This window comes from Hyphomicrobium sp. LHD-15 (assembly GCF_031157355.1).
Lineage (GTDB): Bacteria > Pseudomonadota > Alphaproteobacteria > Rhizobiales > Hyphomicrobiaceae > Hyphomicrobium_C.
Genome location: NZ_JAVIFT010000002.1, coordinates 106,233 through 124,351, shown reverse-complemented (window position 1 = coordinate 124,351; position 18,119 = coordinate 106,233). Strand labels below are relative to the sequence as shown.

Genomic DNA, 18,119 nt, shown 5'->3' with positions numbered 1-18,119 from the left:
ACGGGGCGGCGTTTTCCCTCTCCCCCAAGTAGGGAGAGGGTGAGGCGCAGAAACGCGTGCCGCAAGTCTTGTGTGCCCGCAATAACGGCTCGCGCGAGCCTCAGTAAACGCGCGCCTTGGGCTCGATGTACTTGATCTCGTTTGTCAGCGTGTGCGTATGCACCGGCCGGAAATCAAGCTTGACGGACTGCTTTGCGTAGTCGGCGAACGCGAGCGTATGCTGCATCCAGTTCGCGTCGTCGCGGTTCGGGTAATCCTCGCGTGCGTGTGCACCGCGGCTTTCCTTGCGGTTCTCGGCCCCGACCACCGTCACCGCAGCCTGCGCGATCAGGTTATCGTATTCGAGCGTTTCGATGAGGTCCGAGTTCCAGATCAGCGAGCGGTCGGTCACGCCGATGTCCTGCGTGGACTTCCAGATTTCGAAGATCTTCTGCACGCCCTCCTTGAGCACCGGGCCGTCGCGGAACACGGCGCAGTTGGCCTGCATGACCTTCTGCATGCGAAGGCGCAGCGCGGACGTCGGCTGGCTGCCCTTGGCGTAACGATAGCGATCGAGACGAGCGAGTGCGGCTTCGGTGGCGCCCTTGACGAAATCAGGTTGCGAGGCGCCCTTTTCGATCGAAGCAGCACAACGCAACGCTGCGGCGCGTCCGAACACCACGAGATCAATCAGCGAGTTGGAACCGAGACGGTTCGCGCCATGCACCGAGACGCAGGCCGCTTCGCCGATCGCCATCAGGCCCGGAACGATCGTGTCCGGGTTGCCGCCGCGAAGCGTCAGCACCTCGCCGTGATAGTTGGTCGGGATGCCGCCCATGTTGTAGTGCACGGTCGGAATCACCGGGATCGGCTGGCGCGTGAGATCCACGCCTGCGAACACCTTTGCGCTTTCCGTGATGCCGGGCAGGCGCTCGGCCAGGATCTTGGGATCGAGATGGTCGAGGTGAAGGAAGATGTGATCCTTCTCGGAGCCGACGCCGCGCCCTTCACGAATCTCGATCGTCATCGAGCGCGAGACCACGTCACGTGAAGCGAGATCCTTGGCATGGGGCGCATAGCGCTCCATGAAGCGCTCGCCCTGGCTGTTGGTGAGATAACCGCCCTCGCCGCGCGCGCCTTCGGTGATCAGAACGCCCGCGCCGTAGATGCCGGTCGGGTGGAACTGCACGAACTCCATGTCCTGCAGCGGAAGACCTGCGCGCAGCACCATGGCATTGCCGTCGCCGGTGCAGGTGTGTGCGGACGTGCAGGAGAAATAGGCGCGGCCATAGCCGCCGGTCGCGAGGATCGTGCGCTTGGCGCGGAAGCGGTGGATCTTGCCGTCTTCCATCGAGAGCGCGATCACGCCGCGGCAAGCGCCCTCTTCGTCCATCAGCAGGTCGAGCGCGAAATATTCGACGAAGAACTCGGCCGAGTGGCGGAGCGACTGGCCGTAGAGCGTATGCAGCATCGCGTGGCCCGTGCGGTCGGCGGCCGCGCACGTGCGCTGCGCCGGTGGGCCTTCGCCGAACTCGGTGGTCATGCCGCCGAACGGACGCTGGTAGATCTTGCCGTCTTCGGTGCGCGAGAACGGTACGCCGTAGTGCTCGAGTTCGTACACCGCGTCCGGCGCATGCCGGCAGAGATATTCGATGGCGTCCTGGTCGCCGAGCCAGTCGGAGCCCTTGACGGTGTCGTACATGTGCCAGCGCCAATTGTCGGGGCCCATGTTGCCGAGCGAGGCGGCGACGCCACCTTGCGCCGCGACCGTATGCGAACGCGTGGGAAATACCTTGGTGATGCAGGCGGTCTTGAGACCGGCTTCGGCGGCTCCGAGCGTTGCCCGCAATCCGGCGCCGCCCGCGCCTACGACGATGACGTCGTAGGTGTGATCTTGCGTCGGATAGGCGCGACCGTTGATGGCAGGCGCGCCGAGCGAAGAGGCCGGATCTTTCCCGTTGGTCTTGGCAGCCATCGTGTCGTTAGCCTCCGAGGGAGAGCTTGAGAATGGAGAACGCGCTCGCCGCCGCGATGGCGATTGCGAAGAACGTATTGAGCATCAGGAGAACGATTTTTGCGCCCTCGCCGTGCACGTAGTCTTCGATGATGACTTGCATGCCGAGCCGCATATGGATCGCGGCCGAAACGATGAACAGCAGCAGCGGCAGCCCGACCAGCGGATTGGCGATGGTCGCCTTGAACGTGGCGTGATCGGCGCCGATCAGGTTGACGGCGAGCGCGATCGCGAAAATCGAGAGCACCAGATTGGCGGCGCCTGTCGTGCGCTGGGTCCAGAAATGATCTGCGCCTTCCTTGGCAGAGCCGAGCCGACGCACGTCCTTGAGGGGGGTACGCATGCTCATGGCGCGACGCTCCCGGTGCAGAGAAGCACATAGCCCCAGATCAGGATGGTCGCGGCCGCAGAAACCGCCGCCGAACCCCACGACAGGAGGTCGATGGTGGCGAGATCGAACCCGCGGCCCGTATCCCAGATGAAATGGCGGATGCCGCCGACGAGATGGTGCAGCAGTGCCCAGGTGTATCCGAACAGAACGATCTGGCCCGGCCAGCTCGCGAGCACTTGGGTGGCGAAGTCGAAATGAGCCGGCCCGCTGGCCGCGGCGACCAGCACCCACGCCACGATCAGCGTGCCGAAGTAAAGCGCGGCCCCGGTGATGCGATGCAGGATCGACATCACCATGTTGATCAACGGGCTGTAGATCTGCAGGTGCGGCGACAGCGGACGAGCCGCTTCACCTCCCCGCTTGGCTTTGGCGTCAGCCATTCTTTCTCATTCCCCCGAGAGCATTTTCCGACGCGGCCAATCTCCGGAGCAGGCCGGGCTGAAGACCGGGTCTTCGAAGAAAATGCGCCAACGAAATTCCTAGCTGCACAATGGAACGGCCCTCGCGGGGGCCGGGTGCATGAAGGCCGAGGCGGCCCCTTGCGGACACAAAACGCGAAAGTTCAGCTCGAGAGCCGATCTCATCCGCCAGGATTGGAAACTCTGACGAAATGATGGCCTGAAATGATTATTAGCGCGCTGCAACAGACGGGGCAATTCGCCAAATGGTGCGTGTCGCCGTCGCAAGCGGCGGACTCCAATCATGATTTGCAGACTCAGGTAAGAGCCTTCGGCTCAGTCTTTCTGGCCTGCGCACCGGTTACCTGGAGTTTCCGCACTCTTGCGCAGGGCCTCGCAAGAAAACCGCCCCCGACGAAGGTCGGGGGCGACACAGAAGCAGATCAGCGCGGCAGGAGCACCCAGATGTCGAGATCGAGGATCACGCCATCGGCATACTCGCCGCTTTCTTTCTTGAACGGGAAGCTGCTCGCATCCTGGTTCTTGACGGCGATGAGCCGTGTCCTGAGCGCGCCGACGTCCGTGCGGCCCGGAAGCTCTGCCTTTTCCAGAACTTCCGACCAAGAATAGACGGTGTCGCCCGCGAACAGGGGGGCCACATGCCGCCCGCCGTTGATCGCGGCGATATGGAAAGCGTTGTTCATGCCGTTGAACGACAGCGCGCGGGCGAGCGAGATGGTGACGCCGCCATAGACGATGCGCTTGCCGAAACGGCCTTTCGATTCCGTGTGTTGGTTGAAATGAACCTTGGCCGTGTTCTGGTAGAGGCGGGTCGCGATCTGGTGCTCGGCTTCTTCCAGTGTCATGCCGTCGACGTGGTCGATCCGCTCGCCAACCTCGTAATCACCCCAGCGATAGGGCGCACCGGCGAGGTCGAAGTTGTAGGCCTTGGTGTCGAGCGGCGGCACTGCGCCACCGATGTCCTTGGGATCGACGCGGTCGGGCAGCTTCGGCACGACGGCTTCCGGCGCCGGCGCGTTCTTGTCGCGCTTCCGCACCATGACCCAGCGAATGTATTCGAGCACGACCTCGCCGCGCTGATTGCGGCCCGTCGAGCGGACGTAGACGGTGCCGGTCTCGCGGTTGGAATTCTCCTTGAGGCCGATGACCTCCGAGACGGTGGTGAGCGTATCGCCGGGATAGGCGGGCTTCAGGAAGCGCCCGTCTGCATAGCCGAGGTTGGCAATGGCGTTGAGCGAGATGTCGGGCACGGTCTTGCCGAACACCACGTGGAACAGCAGCAGGTCATCGACCGGAGAGCGCGGGTAGCCGATCGCGCGGGCGAATTCATCCGATGATTGAACCGCAAAGCGCGGGCCGTAGAGGCTCTGATAGATCCCGACGTCGCCTTCGTTCAGTGTGCGCGGCGTGGCGTGGTTCAGGATTTGTCCGACGCGATAGTCTTCGAAGAAATTGCCGGGATTGGTCTTGGTCATCGGTCTCGTCGGTCTCCCAGTTCAGCCCAGGGCCGTCCTATGCCATTTTTGGCGGCTTAGCGCGAGTGCGCCATTTCGCGCCGGGCTGCGGGCGGGAAGCCGAAGCCTTGCCCTAGAACCAGTCCTCGATCTCCTTCACCGAGTTGGCGATCGCCACCGTCCGCTTGGCTTGTACAAGGTGAAGGCGCTCGACCATCTTGCCGTTTACCGTGATGACGCCCTTGTTGGCGTTCTCCGGCTCGTCGAAGGCCCGGATGATCGTCTTCGACCACGCAACCTCTTCGTCGGACGGCGAGAAAATCTCGTTGCAGGGTGCGACCTGGGACGGGTGGATCAGCGTCTTGCCGTCCATGCCGAGCGTGCGCCCCTGCTCGCACTCGTTGCGAAACCCAGGTTCGTCCCGGAAATCGTTGTAGACGCCGTCGATGATGTCGAGCCCGTATCCGCGCGCCGCGACGACGGCGAGCGCGAGCCACGGCACCACCGCGAACCGGTCGTGGAGCGCGCGCGCCCGGCTCTCCTTCAGAAGGTCGTTGGTGCCCATCACGAGGCAGACGAGCCGGTTTTCAGGGTCCGCGCCGACCGCGGCGATGTCGGCGGCGTGAAGGATCGCGTGCGGCGTCTCCATCATCGCCCAGAGCTTGGTCTTTTCCGGCGCGTTGACGGATTTCAGGATTTTGGCGGCGCTGATGATGTCGCCCGGATGCTGGACCTTGGGCACCAGGATCGCGTCCGGCGCTGCCGAGGCCGCGGCCAGGATGTCGGCGGTGCCCCAAGCCGTTTCGAGCGCGTTCGGGCGAATGACGATCTCGCGCCGGCCGTAGCCGCCTTCCCTGACCGCCTCGACCACTTTCTGGCGCGCGTCCGCCTTGGCGTCGGGCGCGACCGAATCCTCGAGGTCCAGGATGAGCGAATCCGCAGGCAGCGACCTGGCTTTCTCCAGCGCGCGCTCGTTGGCGCCGGGCATATAGAGGACGCTGCGTCGGGGTCGGATCAAAGCCATGGGGCGAGCCTTTATGAATTTTGATTATGCTGCATTGCAACAGTAATGCAAAGCAACGACCCGACAAGCGCGACTAACGTTCAGTTGGTAGGATTTCTCTGGTTAAGGCGCCGATCCCGGCTATCACAACAACCCGAAGTGGATGCCGCTGCAGCGAGGGCGCGCGAGGAGAGAGATGGCAACCATCATTGCAATTTCGTCGTTCGTTGCGCGCGGCTCGGTCGGTCTGCGGGCGGTGGTGCCGGCCTTGGAAAGGATGGGGCACGAGGTGATCGCCTGCCCGACCGTCCTGCTCTCCAACCATCTCGGCCATCGCCACACGGGCGGCGGACCGGTGTCCGTCGACACCTTCTCTGCCATGTTCGATGCCTTGGACAAAAACGGCTGGCTGAGCCAGGTGAGCGCCGTGCTGACAGGCTTCTTTCCAAGCCCCGAGCACGTGGGGCTGACGGAAGCGCTGATCGACCGCGTGCGCACGCTTCGCTCCGACGCGCTGATCGTCTGCGACCCCGTGCTGGGAGATCGCTTGGAAGGGCTTTACGTCCCGAAGGCCGTCGCCGAAGCGGTTCGCGATCGTCTGATGCCCAAGGCCACCCACATCAAGCCGAACCTGTTCGAATTGGGCTTTCTATCGGGCCGTACCGTCGAGACGCTAGACGATGTGGCCTCTGCCGCGCGGGCGCTTCCCGTGCCCGTCGTCCTGACGAGCTCGGTGCCGCTTCGGGGCAACCGCCTGGGCAACGTCGTTGTTACGCCCGATGAGGCCGGCGTCTGCGCCGTGCCGGTCGAAACCGACGTGCCCCATGGCACCGGCGATCTCCTGACGGCCTTGTTCGTCGCTGAGACGTTGAAGGCGTCCTCTGGTCCGCTGGCCTGCGCGGCTTCGGCGGCAGCAGGCGTCAAGGCTGTGATCGAACGAAGTCGCGGCTCGGACGAGCTGGATCTCTCTGGCCTTTCACCGTGGCACGGGGCGCCGCCGTTGAACGTCGAAAATCTCGCCGCTGGGCTAAGTTGACCGTCCATCCGGGATGCGCCACAGAAGCAGGCACCGGAAAGACGAAGGGGTCGAGATGGTCAGAAAACTGCGCGGCGCGCTGGAATTCGTTCATCACGAAGCGTCCGGCGGCATCATGCTGTTGTTCGCGGCGGTGCTGGCTCTCGTGCTCGCCAATTCGGCGTTGGCCACACTTTACGGCGCGCTCCTCGATACCCCGGTGACGATCCGCGTCGGCGCGCTGGAGATCGACAAGAACCTCCTGCACTGGATCAACGACGGCCTGATGGCCATCTTCTTTTTCCACGTTGGTCTCGAGATCAAGCGCGAGTTGATCGAAGGCGAGCTTTCGACGCTGAAGCAGGCGGCGTTGCCCGCGATCGGGGCGCTGGGCGGCATGATCGTGCCGGCGCTCATTTATTACGCCATCAACCGCGAGGACCCGTCAGCCCTTGCCGGCTGGGCGATTCCGACGGCGACCGATATCGCCTTTGCCGTCGGCGTGCTGGCGCTGGTCGGCTCCCGCATTCCGCCCTCGCTCAAGATCTTCCTTTTAGCGCTTGCTATCATCGACGACCTCGGCGCGATCCTGATCATCGCGATCTTCTACACCTCGGGCCTGTCGTTGACGGCGCTCTCGCTCGCCGCCGTCGGTGTTTTGGCGCTCGCCGTTCTGAATAGCCGTGGCGTGACGCGCACCGCCGCCTATGTGCTGGTCGGTATTTTCGTATGGCTCTGCGTGCTGAAGTCGGGCGTACACGCCACGCTCGCGGGCGTGGTCACGGCGTTTGCCATTCCGTTGACGCCGCTCGCCGGCGAAGGGCGGCTGTCGAAGTCCGAGTCGCTTGCGTCGAAGCTTCAGGAGAGCCTGCATCCCTGGGTCAACTTCGGCGTCCTGCCCGCGTTCGCGTTCGCCAACGCCGGCGTTTCGCTTGCAGGCCTGACGCTCGACAAGCTGATGAGCCCGATTCCGCTCGGCATCGCTCTGGGCTTGCTCGTCGGCAAAACCGTCGGTGTCTTTTCCTTCACCTGGCTTGCGATCGCTTTAGGCGCAGGGTCGCGGCCCGAGGGGAGTTCATGGACGCAGGTATTCGGCGTCGCCGTCCTGGCGGGTATCGGCTTCACCATGAGCCTGTTTATCGGAATGCTCGCCTTCCCGGGGCCGGAGAAAGCGGCCGACATCCGCATCGGCGTGCTCTCGGGCTCGGTCGTGGCAGCGCTCGTCGGATATCTGATCCTGAAATACGCCCGGCCCGCGCCCTTCCTGTCGGGGCGCTGAGCTAACGAATTTGGAACAAAAAAACGCGCGCCGGATGGGTCCGGCGCGCGTTTTACGTCTGCTTCGTGTTTCGTCAGGATCCGTTGCGGGCGGCTTCGTGAGCCGCGCGGAAGGTCGCCGCCGTGCGGTTCTTGTATTTCTGGGTGAGGTTCTCCCACTCGATCTCGAGCGATCCTCCGCTGGCCTTGTGTTGCCGATCCCAGCTCGTCAAAAGATCGATGCAGGCGTGATCGATGTAGTCGAGCTCGTCGACATGCACGTGGACATGCGCGTTGGGCTTCAGCCCTTCGAGCGTGGAAGCCAGCGTCGGCAGCCGGATGAAGGTTGCCGAGCCGGTGAGATGCAGATCCACGCGGTTGTCCTGCGTGTTCTCGACCTTGCGGATCACCAGGTGCGAGAATGCATAAAGCAGCTTGAACAGCGACAGCACGAGGCCGAGCACGACGCCCTTCAGGAGATCGGTGAGCACGATCGTCGCCACCGTGACGGCGAAGATGATCACCTCGCCCTGGCCGAACTTCAAAAGCGCGGGCACGATCTTCGGATAGGCGAGCTTGTAGCCGGTGAAGACCAGCACGCCGGCCAGCGCCGAGACCGGCACGTAGCGCAGGGTGAACGGCAAGAGGCTGGCAAACACGAGCAGCCAGACGCCGTGGAAGATCGCGGAGTTGCGGCTGACGGCGCCGGCTTCGACGTTGGCGCTCGAACGCACGATGACGCCGGTCATCGGCAGCACGCCGAGCACGCCGCAGATCGCGTTGCCGACGCCTTGGGCCGAAAGCTCCCTGTCGTATTTGGTGCGCGGGCCGCTATGCATCTGGTCGACGGCCGTCGCACAGAGCAGCGTTTCGGCACTCGCGATGAACGCGATCGAAATCGCGCCGATCAGGATGGCGGGCTCGAAGATCCGCAAGAGGCGTTCCGGCGTCGGGAAGATCGTGACGGACCAGATGTTGTCCGGCACGTTCACGTAGTTGATGTCGAGATGCAGAACGGCCGCGGCGATCATGCCGACGAGGACGCCGACGAGGGGCGCGGGAATGATCTTGATGGATTTCGGCGCGTAGCTTCCCCAGCCGAAGATGGTCGCGACCGTCAGCACTCCGACCAGCCCCGCCGTAAAATGCTTGTCGCCAGTGCTGATCGCGCTCCAGATCGCCCCGGGGATTCCGGCGAGGTTCTCGATGCCGGTTCCGATCGGCTTCTGGTCGAGCATCACGTGGAACTGGGAGGCGAGAATGAGCACGCCGATGCCGACCAGCATTCCGTGGATCACTGCCGGCGAGACGGCGCGAAACCATTGGCCAAGCTTGAAGACGCCGGCGGCCAGCTGCAGGAGGCCGGCGAACAGCACGATCACGCCCAGCATCTCGGGTCCGTGCTGCTGTACGAGTTGAAGCACCAAGACGGTAAGACCGGCGGCGGGGCCGCTGACCTGGAGAGGCGAGCCGGCCAGAAAACCGACGACGATGCCGCCGATGATTCCGGTGATGATGCCCGCCGTAGGCGGCAGGCCGGATGCGATGGCAATGCCCATGCACAACGGCAAAGCCACCAGAAACACCACGACGGAGGCGAGCAAGTCGCGTCCGTACGACGAAGTCGAAACCTTGGTTTCCATATAGATTATGCGCCAGACCGGGGTTCCGGCCGGCGTCCCCCCATCTTGGGCCGATTGTTATTCTACTGGGCCCTGATTTCTTAGTGCGGCGACGATATCTTTTGGTTTGCCTGCTCGCAACTGGAAGAAATCTATAATGCTTCCATGTAACCACTGCGGGTGGTCAGAGGTTGCTGTCTTTTTTGTGAGGTGAGGGTGCGACGATTGCATACTCGCGCCGGATCGCGCTTAGGATAAAACACGGGGCTGGCGGCCTGCTTCGTGGTCGGCCGCTTCAGATTTTCAGACCATCCTTTTTGGGCGAAACCGCATGTCAAGCTTCCCGGAAAAACTCGTCGATCGCTTCCGCCGCTTCAAGCATCGCCATTTCGTTCCCAATGCCGATCAGTATGAAGAGCTAGCCACCTACGGGCAGAGCCCGGAGGTGATGCTCATCTCGTGCTGCGACAGCCGCGTCGATCCAGAAACGATCTTCACCGCCATGCCGGGCGAGATGTTCGTGGTCCGCAACGTCGCCAATCTCGTTCCGCCCTATGAGACGGGCGGCAAGTATCACGGCGTGTCGACGGCGATCGAGTTCGCCGTCATGAACCTGCGCGTGAAGCACATCATCATCATGGGTCATTCCAGCTGCGGCGGCGTCAAGGCGGCTCTCGACCAGAGCGCTGCCATCCAGACCGAGGCCATGTTCATCTCGCGCTGGATGTCGATGCTGGACGACGCGCGCCTGCGCGTGCTGTCGGCTCACCAGATGGCGCCTCAGGCCGAGAAGCTGAAGATGCTCGAGCTGGAGGGCATCAAGAACTCCATCAGGAACCTTCGGACCTTCCCCTTCGTGAAGAACGAGGAAGACAAGGGCCGCCTGTCGCTGCACGGCGCCTATTTCGAAATCGCTTCGGGCACGCTGAGCGTTCTGAACCATTCGCGCGGCGAGTTCTTCCCGCTCTGAACGGACGAGCTAGAGGGGGCAAGCTCTAGGGCTTGCTTCCGCCCCGCGCCTTCTCGATCGCCGGCATAAGCTGCCGCTCGAGGCTCTCCTCCGAGATCGGGCCGACGTGCTTGTAGGCGATCTTGCCTTCGCCGTTGATCACGAAGGTTTCCGGCATTCCGTAAACGCCCCACTCGATGGCGTTGCGGCCGGCCTGGTCGGTTCCGACCGCCGTGAACGGATTGCCGTAGCGGCCGAGGAAGCGGCGGCCCGCTTCTGCCTGATCCTTGTAGTTGACGCCGTAGATATCGACGCCCGTACGTTCCTTGAGGGCGATGAGCAGCGGATGCTCCTCGATGCACGGTGCGCACCACGACGCCCAGAAATTGACGACGGAAACGCGGCCCTTGGCGAGATCGGCGGCATGGAAACCGGGTGCCGGCTGGCCGTTCGAGATGAGCCCTTCGAGCGCGGGAAAATCCGTCTGCGGCACCGCCCGCCCGATCAGCGCGGAAGGCAATTTCGTGGGATCGCCGGTCAGCCCGAACGCGAAAAGTCCGACCATGAGAAGAAAGAGAGCGAGCGGAACCGCGACCCAGCCCCGTCGCTTGCTGGCAGAAGCGGTTGCGGCACCGCTGGCATTCGGATCAAGGGTCATAGCTGCTCAGTCTCTGGTATCGGCGCTGGCGGAACGCCGCTTGAGGCCGCGCCTGTCGGCATCCGACAAGGCCTTGGTTTGCCGCCAGCCATCGAACAGGGTCCAGCCGATGATCGCGCCGATGATGAGAGCAAACGTCCCGTAAGACGCCCAGATGAAAGCCGCGTGCGGTCCGAGATCCATGGCGCTAGCCCCCCGCCCGCTCGGCGAAGGTCCGCTCGCCGCGCTCGACCTCGGCAAGGCGCAGCGACTTGACCCGCCGTCTCAGAATCTCGTTCTGCATCGCCTTGAGATGCAGCGCGAAGAACAACAGCGTGAAGCCGATCGCGGAAAGCAGGAGTGGCGTGCGCATGCTCGGGTCGACCGAGGATGTAAAGCCGGTCGAAGGCTGGTGCAGCGTGTTCCACCAGTCGACCGAGAATTTGATGATGGGAAGGATCGCGACGCCGACCAGCGCGAGCACGGCGGTGAGCTTGCCGGCGAGCGCCTCGTCCTCGAGCGACGAACGCAGCGCGATCAGCCCGAGATAGAGGAAAAACAGGATCAGCACCGAGGTGAGACGCGCGTCCCACACCCAATAGGTGCCCCACATCGGCTTGCCCCACAGCGATCCCGTAATCAGCGCGCAAAGCGTGAACGCGGCGCCGAGCGGCGCGGCGGCTTTGGCTGACACGTCGGCCAGTGGATGGCGGAAAACCAGAAGTCCGAAGCTCGACAGCGCGATCAGCGAATAGCTCATCAGCGCGAGCCACGCCGACGGCACGTGGATGTACATGATCTTGACGGTCTCGCCCTGCTGATAGTCGGGCGGCGCTACGAAGAACACGAGGTACATCGCATAGAGGATGAACAGCGCGGCGCCCGCGGAAACCCACGGCAGGAGCGCGCGAGACAGTTCCATGAACCGGGTCGGATTGGCGAGGCGTTGGGTCAGCGTTTGCATGGGTGTCATTTAGTGGGGTTGTCGGCCTGTGGAAACCGTTTTTCCCAGTGCCGCCGCGTTAAACAACCGTAACGGTCGCTGACGAACGCGGCAATTTCAGGCTCTCGGCATCGTTACGACATCTGAAGCCGCAGCGCGGCCGCCGCTGCAACCGGGGCGGCAGCGATCGAGGCCAGAGAAATCGCGCCAAGGATCATCAGCGAAGCGCCGAAGCCGTCCTGCCCGAGATTTGCGAAGCCTATGGCCGAAATGCCGAAAATCAGGGTCGGAATGTAGAGCGGCAGCACCAGCAGGGCCAACAGCAGGCCCCCGCGGCGGGCCTTCAGCGTCAATGCGGCGCCGACACTGCCGAGAAAGCTGATGGCCGGGGTTCCGGCCAGCATGGTGGCGACCAGCGCGGGCGTGAGCGTAATATCGAGGTTGAGCATGATCCCGAGCACCGGCGCCATCAGCGCGAGCGGAATGCCGGTCGAGATCCAATGGGCGAGCGCCTTGGCGGCCACCGCCAGCTCGAGCGGCAGCGGTGCGGTTGCCATCACTTCGAGCGATCCGTCCTCGTGATCGGCCTCGAACAGGCGCGGCAGAGACAGCAGCGCCGCGAGCAGCAGCGCGATCCACAAGACGCCCGGCGCGATCCGTGAAAGCAGTTTGAGATCGGGACCGAGCCCGAGCGGCAGCATTGCCACCACCACGAGGAAGAAGCCGAGCGCTGTCCCGAGCGCCGATCCTTCCCGGAGCGCAAGCGTCAGATCCCGTTTGAGCAGCGCGAGAAAACCGCTCATGGGCCACCGTCGTTTGCGGATGACGCGGTTTCCGGCGCGGAGCCGAGCCGCAGGTAGGCGGGCTGCTCGAGCCCGAGCGGCAGATGCGTCGCCGCGATGACCAGTCCATTGTTTGCAAGGTGGCGTTGGATGAGACGCGCCAAAAGCTCGGTCGAGGCCGCGTCGAGCGAGACGGTCGGCTCGTCGAGCAACCAAATAGGACGCGTTGCAACGCGGAGGCGTGCGAGACCGAGGCGCCGCTTCTGTCCCGCTGAGAGCAATCCTGCCGGATAGTCGGCGAGCCGCGACAGACCGAAATCGGAAAGGGCGTCGACAACGCGATCGGCGATCGGCTCGGTTTCATCGCCGCCAAGATACTCGCCCCAGAACGTGAGATTCTGCTCGGCGGTGAGGTTCGCTTTCACGCCCGTGAGATGCCCGACGTAGTGGCACTGCTCCGACAGATTCCGATCGCTGGACTCGGCTTTAGTGTCGGCGTCGTCAGTGAGGGAGATCGTCCCGGCCGAGGGAGCGATGAACCCGGCGATAGTGCGAATGAGCGTTGTTTTGCCCGCGCCGTTGGGCCCGACGAGCAGCAGCGCTTCGCCCGCTTTCGCCGTGAAAGACACGGCTGAAAGTACGGTTCTCGATCCGCGCTCGACGGTTAGATTGTCAGCATGAAGAAACAAGTGATCGACCCGATCTTGCGCTCGCGCGCAAAGGCCTGCGACATAGAGGGGATTGCAAAATTAACAAGCACAAGTGTGCTAGTTCTGTACTTTGGTCGCCTATATAATTGGCTTGCTTCCAGCTTCGCTACTGCAAAAATGTAATTGGCCCGCGTCATGCTGGGCTACATAACGCCAAGCGTAAGGGTGGCGAGGCGATATCGCGTCTGCGACCACCAGATAATTCGCGCCTTGAGGAGAAGAAACGTGAGCGCTTCGACGAACGCCATTTCCGCGCCGGCCTCCCTAGACAGCTTCAATTGCCGCAAGACACTCACCGTAGACGGTCAGGCTTTCGTCTATTACTCGCTGCCCGACGCCGAGAAGAACGGGCTCGCGGGGATTTCGAAGCTTCCCTACTCGATGAAGGTTCTTCTTGAGAACCTGCTGCGCAACGAGGATGGCCGCTCCGTCACCAAGGCTGACATCGTGGCGATGTCCGAGTGGCTCGTGAACAAGGGCAAGGCCGAGAAAGAAATCGGCTTCCGGCCCGCGCGCGTTCTGATGCAGGATTTCACCGGCGTGCCCGCGGTCGTCGATCTCGCGGCGATGCGCGACGGCATGCTGACGCTGGGCGGCGACGCCAAGAAGATCAACCCGCTCGTTCCCGTCGATCTGGTCATCGATCACTCCGTCATCGTCGATGCATTCGGCAATGCCGACTCTCTGAATCGGAACGTTGAGCTCGAATACGACCGCAACGGCGAGCGCTACGTGTTTCTGAAATGGGGCCAGGACGCCTTCGCGAACTTCCGCGTTGTGCCGCCGGGCACTGGCATCTGCCATCAGGTCAATCTGGAATATCTCGCCCAAACCGTTTGGACAGCAACCACGTCCAACGGCGAAACCATCGCTTATCCCGATACCCTTGTCGGCACCGACAGCCACACCACGATGGTGAACGGCCTCGCGGTTCTCGGCTGGGGCGTGGGCGGCATCGAGGCCGAGGCGGCCATGCTCGGCCAGCCTCAGTCGATGCTGATTCCCGAGGTCATCGGGTTCAAGCTGTTCGGTTCGCTCAAGGAAGGCGTGACCGCGACAGATCTCGTGCTGACCGTCACGCAGATGCTGCGCAAGAAGGGCGTGGTCAACAAGTTCGTCGAGTTCTATGGAACGGGTCTCGATCACCTGACGCTGGCCGATCGCGCCACCATCGCCAACATGGCGCCCGAATACGGCGCCACCTGCGGCTTCTTCCCGGTGGACGATGAAACGCTGAACTATCTCACCATTTCGGGCCGCGAATCGTCCCGCATTGCGCTGGTCGATGCCTATGCGAAGGCGCAAGGCCTGTTCCGCGTCAAGGATGCCGGCGATCCCGTGTTTACGGATACGCTCGAGCTCGACCTTGCCACCGTTGTGCCGTCGCTCGCCGGACCCAAGCGGCCCGAGGGACGCATCGCGCTTCAGGATGTGAAGGCCGGTTTCCTGACCGCGCTCGCAACCGAATACAAGAAGCCGGGCGAAGCAGATAAGCGCGCTCCGGTCGAGGGACGCGATTTTGATCTCGGCCATGGTGACGTTGCGATTGCCGCGATCACGAGCTGCACCAACACGTCCAATCCTTCGGTGCTGATCGCAGCCGGCCTTCTCGCACGCAACGCGGTCGCCAAGGGGCTGACGTCGAAGCCGTGGGTGAAGACGTCGCTCGCGCCGGGAAGCCAGGTCGTCGCCGCCTATCTCGAGAAGGCGGGCCTGCAGACCTACCTCGACCAGATCGGCTTCAATCTCGTCGGCTTCGGGTGCACCACCTGCATCGGAAACTCCGGCCCGCTTCCGGCCGAGATTTCGAAAACCATCAACGACAACGGTCTCGTCGCCGCTGCCGTTCTTTCGGGTAACCGCAACTTCGAAGGCCGCGTCAGCCCCGACGTCCAGGCCAACTATCTGGCATCTCCGCCGCTGGTCGTTGCCTTCGCGCTGGCTGGCACCGTCGTCCGCGATCTCTCGACCGAGCCGTTGGGCACCGGCAGCGACGGCAAGCCGGTCTATCTGAAGGACATCTGGCCTTCGAGCCAGGAGATCCAGAAGTTCATGATCGAGAACGTCACCCGCGATCTCTTCAAGTCGAAGTACGCGGATGTGTTCCACGGCGACGATCGCTGGCGCACCATCAAGGCCGGCACCGGGCTCACCTACGGCTGGGACGACAAATCCACCTACGTGCAGAACCCGCCGTACTTCGAAGGCATCACCAAGACCGCGCGTCCGATCACCGATATCGAGGGTGCACGGGTGCTTGCGTTGTTCGGCGACAAGATCACCACCGACCACATCTCGCCGGCAGGGTCCATCAAGGCCGCGTCACCGGCCGGCAAGTATCTGCTCGACGAGGGCGTGCAGCCGGCCGACTTCAACCAGTACGGCACGCGCCGCGGCAACCACGAAGTGATGATGCGCGGCACCTTCGCCAATATCCGCATCAAGAACTTCATGGTGAAGGACGCATCCGGCAACGTCGTCGAGGGCGGCTACACCATTCACCATCCATCGGGCGAGAAACTCGCGATCTATGATGCGGCGCAGCGCTATGCCGAGGAAGGCGTGCCGCTGGTCGTGTTCGCGGGCGTCGAATACGGCAACGGCTCGTCGCGCGATTGGGCGGCGAAGGGCACCAATCTGCTCGGCGTAAAAGCTGTTGTCGCGCAGTCGTTCGAGCGCATCCACCGCTCCAATCTGGTCGGCATGGGCATCGTCCCGTTCGTATTCGAAGCCGGCACGACGTGGGAATCGCTGGGGCTCGACGGTAGCGAGAAGGTGACGCTCAAGGGACTGGCCACGGTCAAGCCGCGCCAGATCGTCGAGGCCGAGATCACCAAGTCCGACGGCACGACGCTGGCCGTGCCCCTGATCTGTCGGATCGATACGCTGGACGAGATCGAATACTTCAAGAACGGCGGCATCCTTCAGTACGTGCTCCGCAACCTTGCGGCCTAGATCATGATCGCTTCAGGCCTTACCAGCCTGAAGCGTGAATCATCGATCTTACTAAAAACCACCATGATCGCTTCGGGCCCACGCGCTCCGATCGCCGTGCCACCTACCAGGCACGGCGTGAATCGGCAGCGCAGGAAAAGCCGCTCCGATCGTCGCGGCCCCATTGGACGCGGCGTGAATCGGCGGCGCAGGAAAAGCCTGAAACGTGAATCGCCGCTCTCACCAATGAGGCCATGGCGGCAGGCGGGAGCTCGAGGGCTTGGCTGCGGATGCGTCCGTAGCGGGCAGCCCTGGACCACACGCGTTTCCAATCCTATTTTTAATGGGACTTTTGCGGGATCCTGACGCAGGATCCCGCGGCTTGCCGGTCGGGAGGACGGTGGGCGTTCGATGACGAGTGCGCCGGCTGCTGGCCGGACGCTCGGGCCATGTCAGGGCCATGTCAGAAGAGCCATGCAAGAAGAATAGGATGCCGAGAGCCCTCCCCCGAGCCCTGCGTTACCTGATCGTCGCGGCCACGGCCCTGACGCCGACCTTGGCGCGGCCCGAGATGACGGAGGGGCTTCCCGCTCCGCAACCCTCGAGCACGCCACGAGCGGTCATCGAGATGTTCACGAGCCAGGGCTGCTCGGATTGCCCGGCAGCCGACGTTCTGCTCAAGCAGTATCTCGATCAATCGAATGTGATCGGCCTGTCGCTCCCGGTCGACTACTGGGACTATCTCGGATGGAAGGATACGCTGGCGGGGCCGCGTAATGCCGAGCGCCAGCGCGAATATGCGAAGCGCTTCGATACCGGCACGGTTTACACGCCCCAAGCCGTCGTGAATGGCGCGGCCGAGGTGCTGGGCTCCAGCCAATCCGAGATCGACCGCGCACTCCGCGCGACGGAGACGGCACTCGGCAGCAGCCGGGTTCCCGTACATTTCTGGCACTACGGTGCGAGCATCATCATCGAAACCGGCGGTGCACCACCCGGCACGGAGCCCAAGGAGGCGACGATCTGGCTAGCGGTCGTTCAGAAGTCGGTGGAAGTCCCGGTCAAGGGCGGCGAGAACAACGGCAAGACCCTCACCTACTACAACGTGGTTCGCGAACTGACGCCCGTCGGCCTCTGGAACGGGCGCCCGGCAACGATCCGGCTCGCGCGCGCCGCCGTGATGCGCCCCGAAACGGAAGATCTCGTCGTGCTCATCCAGGAAGCCAACGCCGGGCCGATCATCGGCGCGGCCCGCCTCGGCGATTGACGGAACGCAAAGCTCACTTGCAGGTCCACATCAGGCCGCGATCGAAATGGAAGTGGTTGGCGTGGGCGGCGTTGAAGTCGGGCCCGAGCGCGACACGGAAGTAGCGGCACGCGCTCCGATGCACCTTGTGCAGGAACTCGCTCTCTTTGTCCGATCCCTTCCAATCCTTGAGCAGTGAGATCGAACGGCCGTCTGCGAACGTGAAGCCGGAGATGTCGATCGCATTGGCGGTGGCGTGCTGGCTGCGGACGCCCTTCCAGAACGGATTGCCGACGATGTTGCGGCAGCCATAGGTGCCCATGTCGCCGAGGCGGACCACTTCCTGTCCGAACATCTCCTTGGCCAGCGGCTGTACCTCGTGCTCGACCCATAGCGTCAGCGCCGCGGCCATCTCGCACGTCAACGGCTCGACACCGATCTTGGCCCCTCCCGTGCTGGTGAACTTGACCGCGTTCGTCCATCCGCAGCCGCTTTCCAGGTTGCGGTCTGGAATGGCGGTGGCATCGATGTGGGGTTGCTTCAGAACCGATTGGCAGAGCGCGGAATCGAACCGCAAGGAAGAAAGCCGGGCATCGACGAAGAACGATGGCGGCTTCTCGAGTGAGATCGGTGGAAACGGGCTCAGGCGCTGCGGCACGAGACCGAACCAGAAGGCGCCAGCGAATGCCAGAAACGCGAAAAGGGCGAGGAGAAGCTTTGAAAAAATGCGCCGTGGCTTCTTCTGTCGCATTAGCCCCCCTCGT

17 protein-coding genes are annotated in these 18,119 nt (G+C 63.2%); 5 read left to right on the top strand and 12 right to left on the bottom strand.

Going from position 1 to position 18,119, the window contains the following annotated elements; translation table 11 throughout:
• Positions 1–100: 100 nt before the first annotated feature.
• From sdhA to RCO24_RS07285, 5 genes are all read right to left on the bottom strand, one after another.
• Positions 101–1,954, bottom strand: coding sequence for a succinate dehydrogenase flavoprotein subunit (gene sdhA, locus RCO24_RS07305; protein ID WP_308961105.1), 1,854 nt, complete (start codon positions 1,952–1,954; stop codon positions 101–103).
• A 7-nt stretch (positions 1,955–1,961) separates the two neighbouring features.
• Positions 1,962–2,342, bottom strand: a complete 381-nt coding sequence (gene sdhD, locus RCO24_RS07300) for a succinate dehydrogenase, hydrophobic membrane anchor protein (protein ID WP_308961103.1) — start codon at positions 2,340–2,342, stop codon at positions 1,962–1,964.
• Positions 2,339–2,764, bottom strand: coding sequence for a succinate dehydrogenase, cytochrome b556 subunit (gene sdhC / locus RCO24_RS07295; RefSeq protein ID WP_308961101.1), 426 nt, complete (start codon positions 2,762–2,764; stop codon positions 2,339–2,341). The genes sdhD and sdhC overlap by 4 nt, the downstream gene beginning before the upstream one ends.
• 461 nt (positions 2,765–3,225) lie before the next feature.
• Positions 3,226–4,278, bottom strand: a complete 1,053-nt coding sequence (locus tag RCO24_RS07290) for a MaoC family dehydratase (protein ID WP_308961099.1) — start codon at positions 4,276–4,278, stop codon at positions 3,226–3,228.
• A gap of 112 nt (positions 4,279–4,390) precedes the next feature.
• Positions 4,391–5,281, bottom strand: coding sequence for a CoA ester lyase (locus RCO24_RS07285; protein WP_308961097.1), 891 nt, complete (start codon positions 5,279–5,281; stop codon positions 4,391–4,393).
• Between the two features lie 175 nt (positions 5,282–5,456).
• On the opposite strand from RCO24_RS07285, the gene RCO24_RS07280 reads away from it, so the two are divergent.
• Both RCO24_RS07280 and nhaA read left to right on the top strand, forming a co-directional pair.
• Positions 5,457–6,296: a pyridoxal kinase gene (locus RCO24_RS07280; RefSeq protein WP_308961095.1), complete on the top strand. Its 840-nt coding sequence runs from the start codon at positions 5,457–5,459 to the stop codon at positions 6,294–6,296.
• Between the two features lie 55 nt (positions 6,297–6,351).
• Positions 6,352–7,554, top strand: coding sequence for a Na+/H+ antiporter NhaA (gene nhaA / locus RCO24_RS07275; RefSeq protein ID WP_308961093.1), 1,203 nt, complete (start codon positions 6,352–6,354; stop codon positions 7,552–7,554).
• Positions 7,555–7,627: 73 nt separating this feature from the next.
• On the opposite strand, the gene RCO24_RS07270 is transcribed toward nhaA, so the two are convergent.
• Entirely contained in the window at positions 7,628–9,175 is a 1,548-nt protein-coding gene (locus RCO24_RS07270) for a SulP family inorganic anion transporter (RefSeq protein WP_308961092.1), read from the bottom strand.
• A gap of 310 nt (positions 9,176–9,485) precedes the next feature.
• Between RCO24_RS07270 and RCO24_RS07265 the strand changes: the two genes are divergently transcribed.
• Complete coding sequence (locus tag RCO24_RS07265; RefSeq protein WP_308961091.1) at positions 9,486–10,124, top strand: carbonic anhydrase; 639 nt, start codon at positions 9,486–9,488, stop codon at positions 10,122–10,124.
• A gap of 25 nt (positions 10,125–10,149) precedes the next feature.
• Here RCO24_RS07265 and RCO24_RS07260 read toward each other — a convergent pair whose 3' ends face one another.
• From RCO24_RS07260 to ccmA, 5 genes are all read right to left on the bottom strand, one after another.
• Positions 10,150–10,761 (bottom strand): DsbE family thiol:disulfide interchange protein, encoded by a 612-nt coding sequence (locus RCO24_RS07260; protein WP_308961089.1) that lies wholly within the window; start codon positions 10,759–10,761, stop codon positions 10,150–10,152.
• A gap of 6 nt (positions 10,762–10,767) precedes the next feature.
• Positions 10,768–10,944, bottom strand: coding sequence for a heme exporter protein CcmD (ccmD, locus tag RCO24_RS07255; RefSeq protein WP_308961086.1), 177 nt, complete (start codon positions 10,942–10,944; stop codon positions 10,768–10,770).
• Between the two features lie 4 nt (positions 10,945–10,948).
• Positions 10,949–11,704 (bottom strand): heme ABC transporter permease, encoded by a 756-nt coding sequence (locus RCO24_RS07250; protein WP_308962383.1) that lies wholly within the window; start codon positions 11,702–11,704, stop codon positions 10,949–10,951.
• Between the two features lie 113 nt (positions 11,705–11,817).
• A complete protein-coding gene (gene ccmB / locus RCO24_RS07245; protein WP_308961084.1) occupies positions 11,818–12,486 on the bottom strand; it encodes a heme exporter protein CcmB in 669 nt (222 codons plus the stop codon).
• Entirely contained in the window at positions 12,483–13,154 is a 672-nt protein-coding gene (gene ccmA, locus RCO24_RS07240; protein WP_308961082.1) for a heme ABC exporter ATP-binding protein CcmA, read from the bottom strand. Before ccmA ends, ccmB begins: the two co-directional genes overlap by 4 nt.
• Before the next feature lie 246 nt (positions 13,155–13,400).
• Between ccmA and acnA the strand changes: the two genes are divergently transcribed.
• Both acnA and RCO24_RS07230 read left to right on the top strand, forming a co-directional pair.
• Positions 13,401–16,130, top strand: coding sequence for an aconitate hydratase AcnA (acnA, locus tag RCO24_RS07235; protein WP_374990934.1), 2,730 nt, complete (start codon positions 13,401–13,403; stop codon positions 16,128–16,130).
• Between the two features lie 469 nt (positions 16,131–16,599).
• A complete protein-coding gene (locus RCO24_RS07230; RefSeq protein ID WP_308961080.1) occupies positions 16,600–17,376 on the top strand; it encodes a DUF1223 domain-containing protein in 777 nt (258 codons plus the stop codon).
• Positions 17,377–17,389: 13 nt separating this feature from the next.
• Here RCO24_RS07230 and RCO24_RS07225 read toward each other — a convergent pair whose 3' ends face one another.
• A complete protein-coding gene (locus RCO24_RS07225; protein WP_308961078.1) occupies positions 17,390–18,106 on the bottom strand; it encodes an extensin family protein in 717 nt (238 codons plus the stop codon).
• Positions 18,107–18,119: the final 13 nt, after the last annotated feature.

What these genes read in the sequence shown, in the direction of transcription:
- sdhA (WP_308961105.1), bottom strand. Translation starts at nt 1,954, where the DNA reads ATGGCTGCCAAGACCAACGGGAAAGATCCGGCCTCTTCGCTCGGCGCG.
- sdhD (WP_308961103.1), bottom strand. Translation starts at nt 2,342, where the DNA reads ATGAGCATGCGTACCCCCCTCAAGGACGTGCGTCGGCTCGGCTCTGCC.
- sdhC (WP_308961101.1), bottom strand. Translation starts at nt 2,764, where the DNA reads ATGGCTGACGCCAAAGCCAAGCGGGGAGGTGAAGCGGCTCGTCCGCTG.
- RCO24_RS07290 (WP_308961099.1), bottom strand. Translation starts at nt 4,278, where the DNA reads ATGACCAAGACCAATCCCGGCAATTTCTTCGAAGACTATCGCGTCGGA.
- RCO24_RS07285 (WP_308961097.1), bottom strand. Translation starts at nt 5,281, where the DNA reads ATGGCTTTGATCCGACCCCGACGCAGCGTCCTCTATATGCCCGGCGCC.
- RCO24_RS07280 (WP_308961095.1), top strand. Translation starts at nt 5,457, where the DNA reads ATGGCAACCATCATTGCAATTTCGTCGTTCGTTGCGCGCGGCTCGGTC.
- nhaA (WP_308961093.1), top strand. Translation starts at nt 6,352, where the DNA reads ATGGTCAGAAAACTGCGCGGCGCGCTGGAATTCGTTCATCACGAAGCG.
- RCO24_RS07270 (WP_308961092.1), bottom strand. Translation starts at nt 9,175, where the DNA reads ATGGAAACCAAGGTTTCGACTTCGTCGTACGGACGCGACTTGCTCGCC.
- RCO24_RS07265 (WP_308961091.1), top strand. Translation starts at nt 9,486, where the DNA reads ATGTCAAGCTTCCCGGAAAAACTCGTCGATCGCTTCCGCCGCTTCAAG.
- RCO24_RS07260 (WP_308961089.1), bottom strand. Translation starts at nt 10,761, where the DNA reads ATGACCCTTGATCCGAATGCCAGCGGTGCCGCAACCGCTTCTGCCAGC.
- ccmD (WP_308961086.1), bottom strand. Translation starts at nt 10,944, where the DNA reads ATGGATCTCGGACCGCACGCGGCTTTCATCTGGGCGTCTTACGGGACG.
- RCO24_RS07250 (WP_308962383.1), bottom strand. Translation starts at nt 11,704, where the DNA reads ATGCAAACGCTGACCCAACGCCTCGCCAATCCGACCCGGTTCATGGAA.
- ccmB (WP_308961084.1), bottom strand. Translation starts at nt 12,486, where the DNA reads ATGAGCGGTTTTCTCGCGCTGCTCAAACGGGATCTGACGCTTGCGCTC.
- RCO24_RS07230 (WP_308961080.1), top strand. Translation starts at nt 16,600, where the DNA reads ATGCCGAGAGCCCTCCCCCGAGCCCTGCGTTACCTGATCGTCGCGGCC.
- RCO24_RS07225 (WP_308961078.1), bottom strand. Translation starts at nt 18,106, where the DNA reads ATGCGACAGAAGAAGCCACGGCGCATTTTTTCAAAGCTTCTCCTCGCC.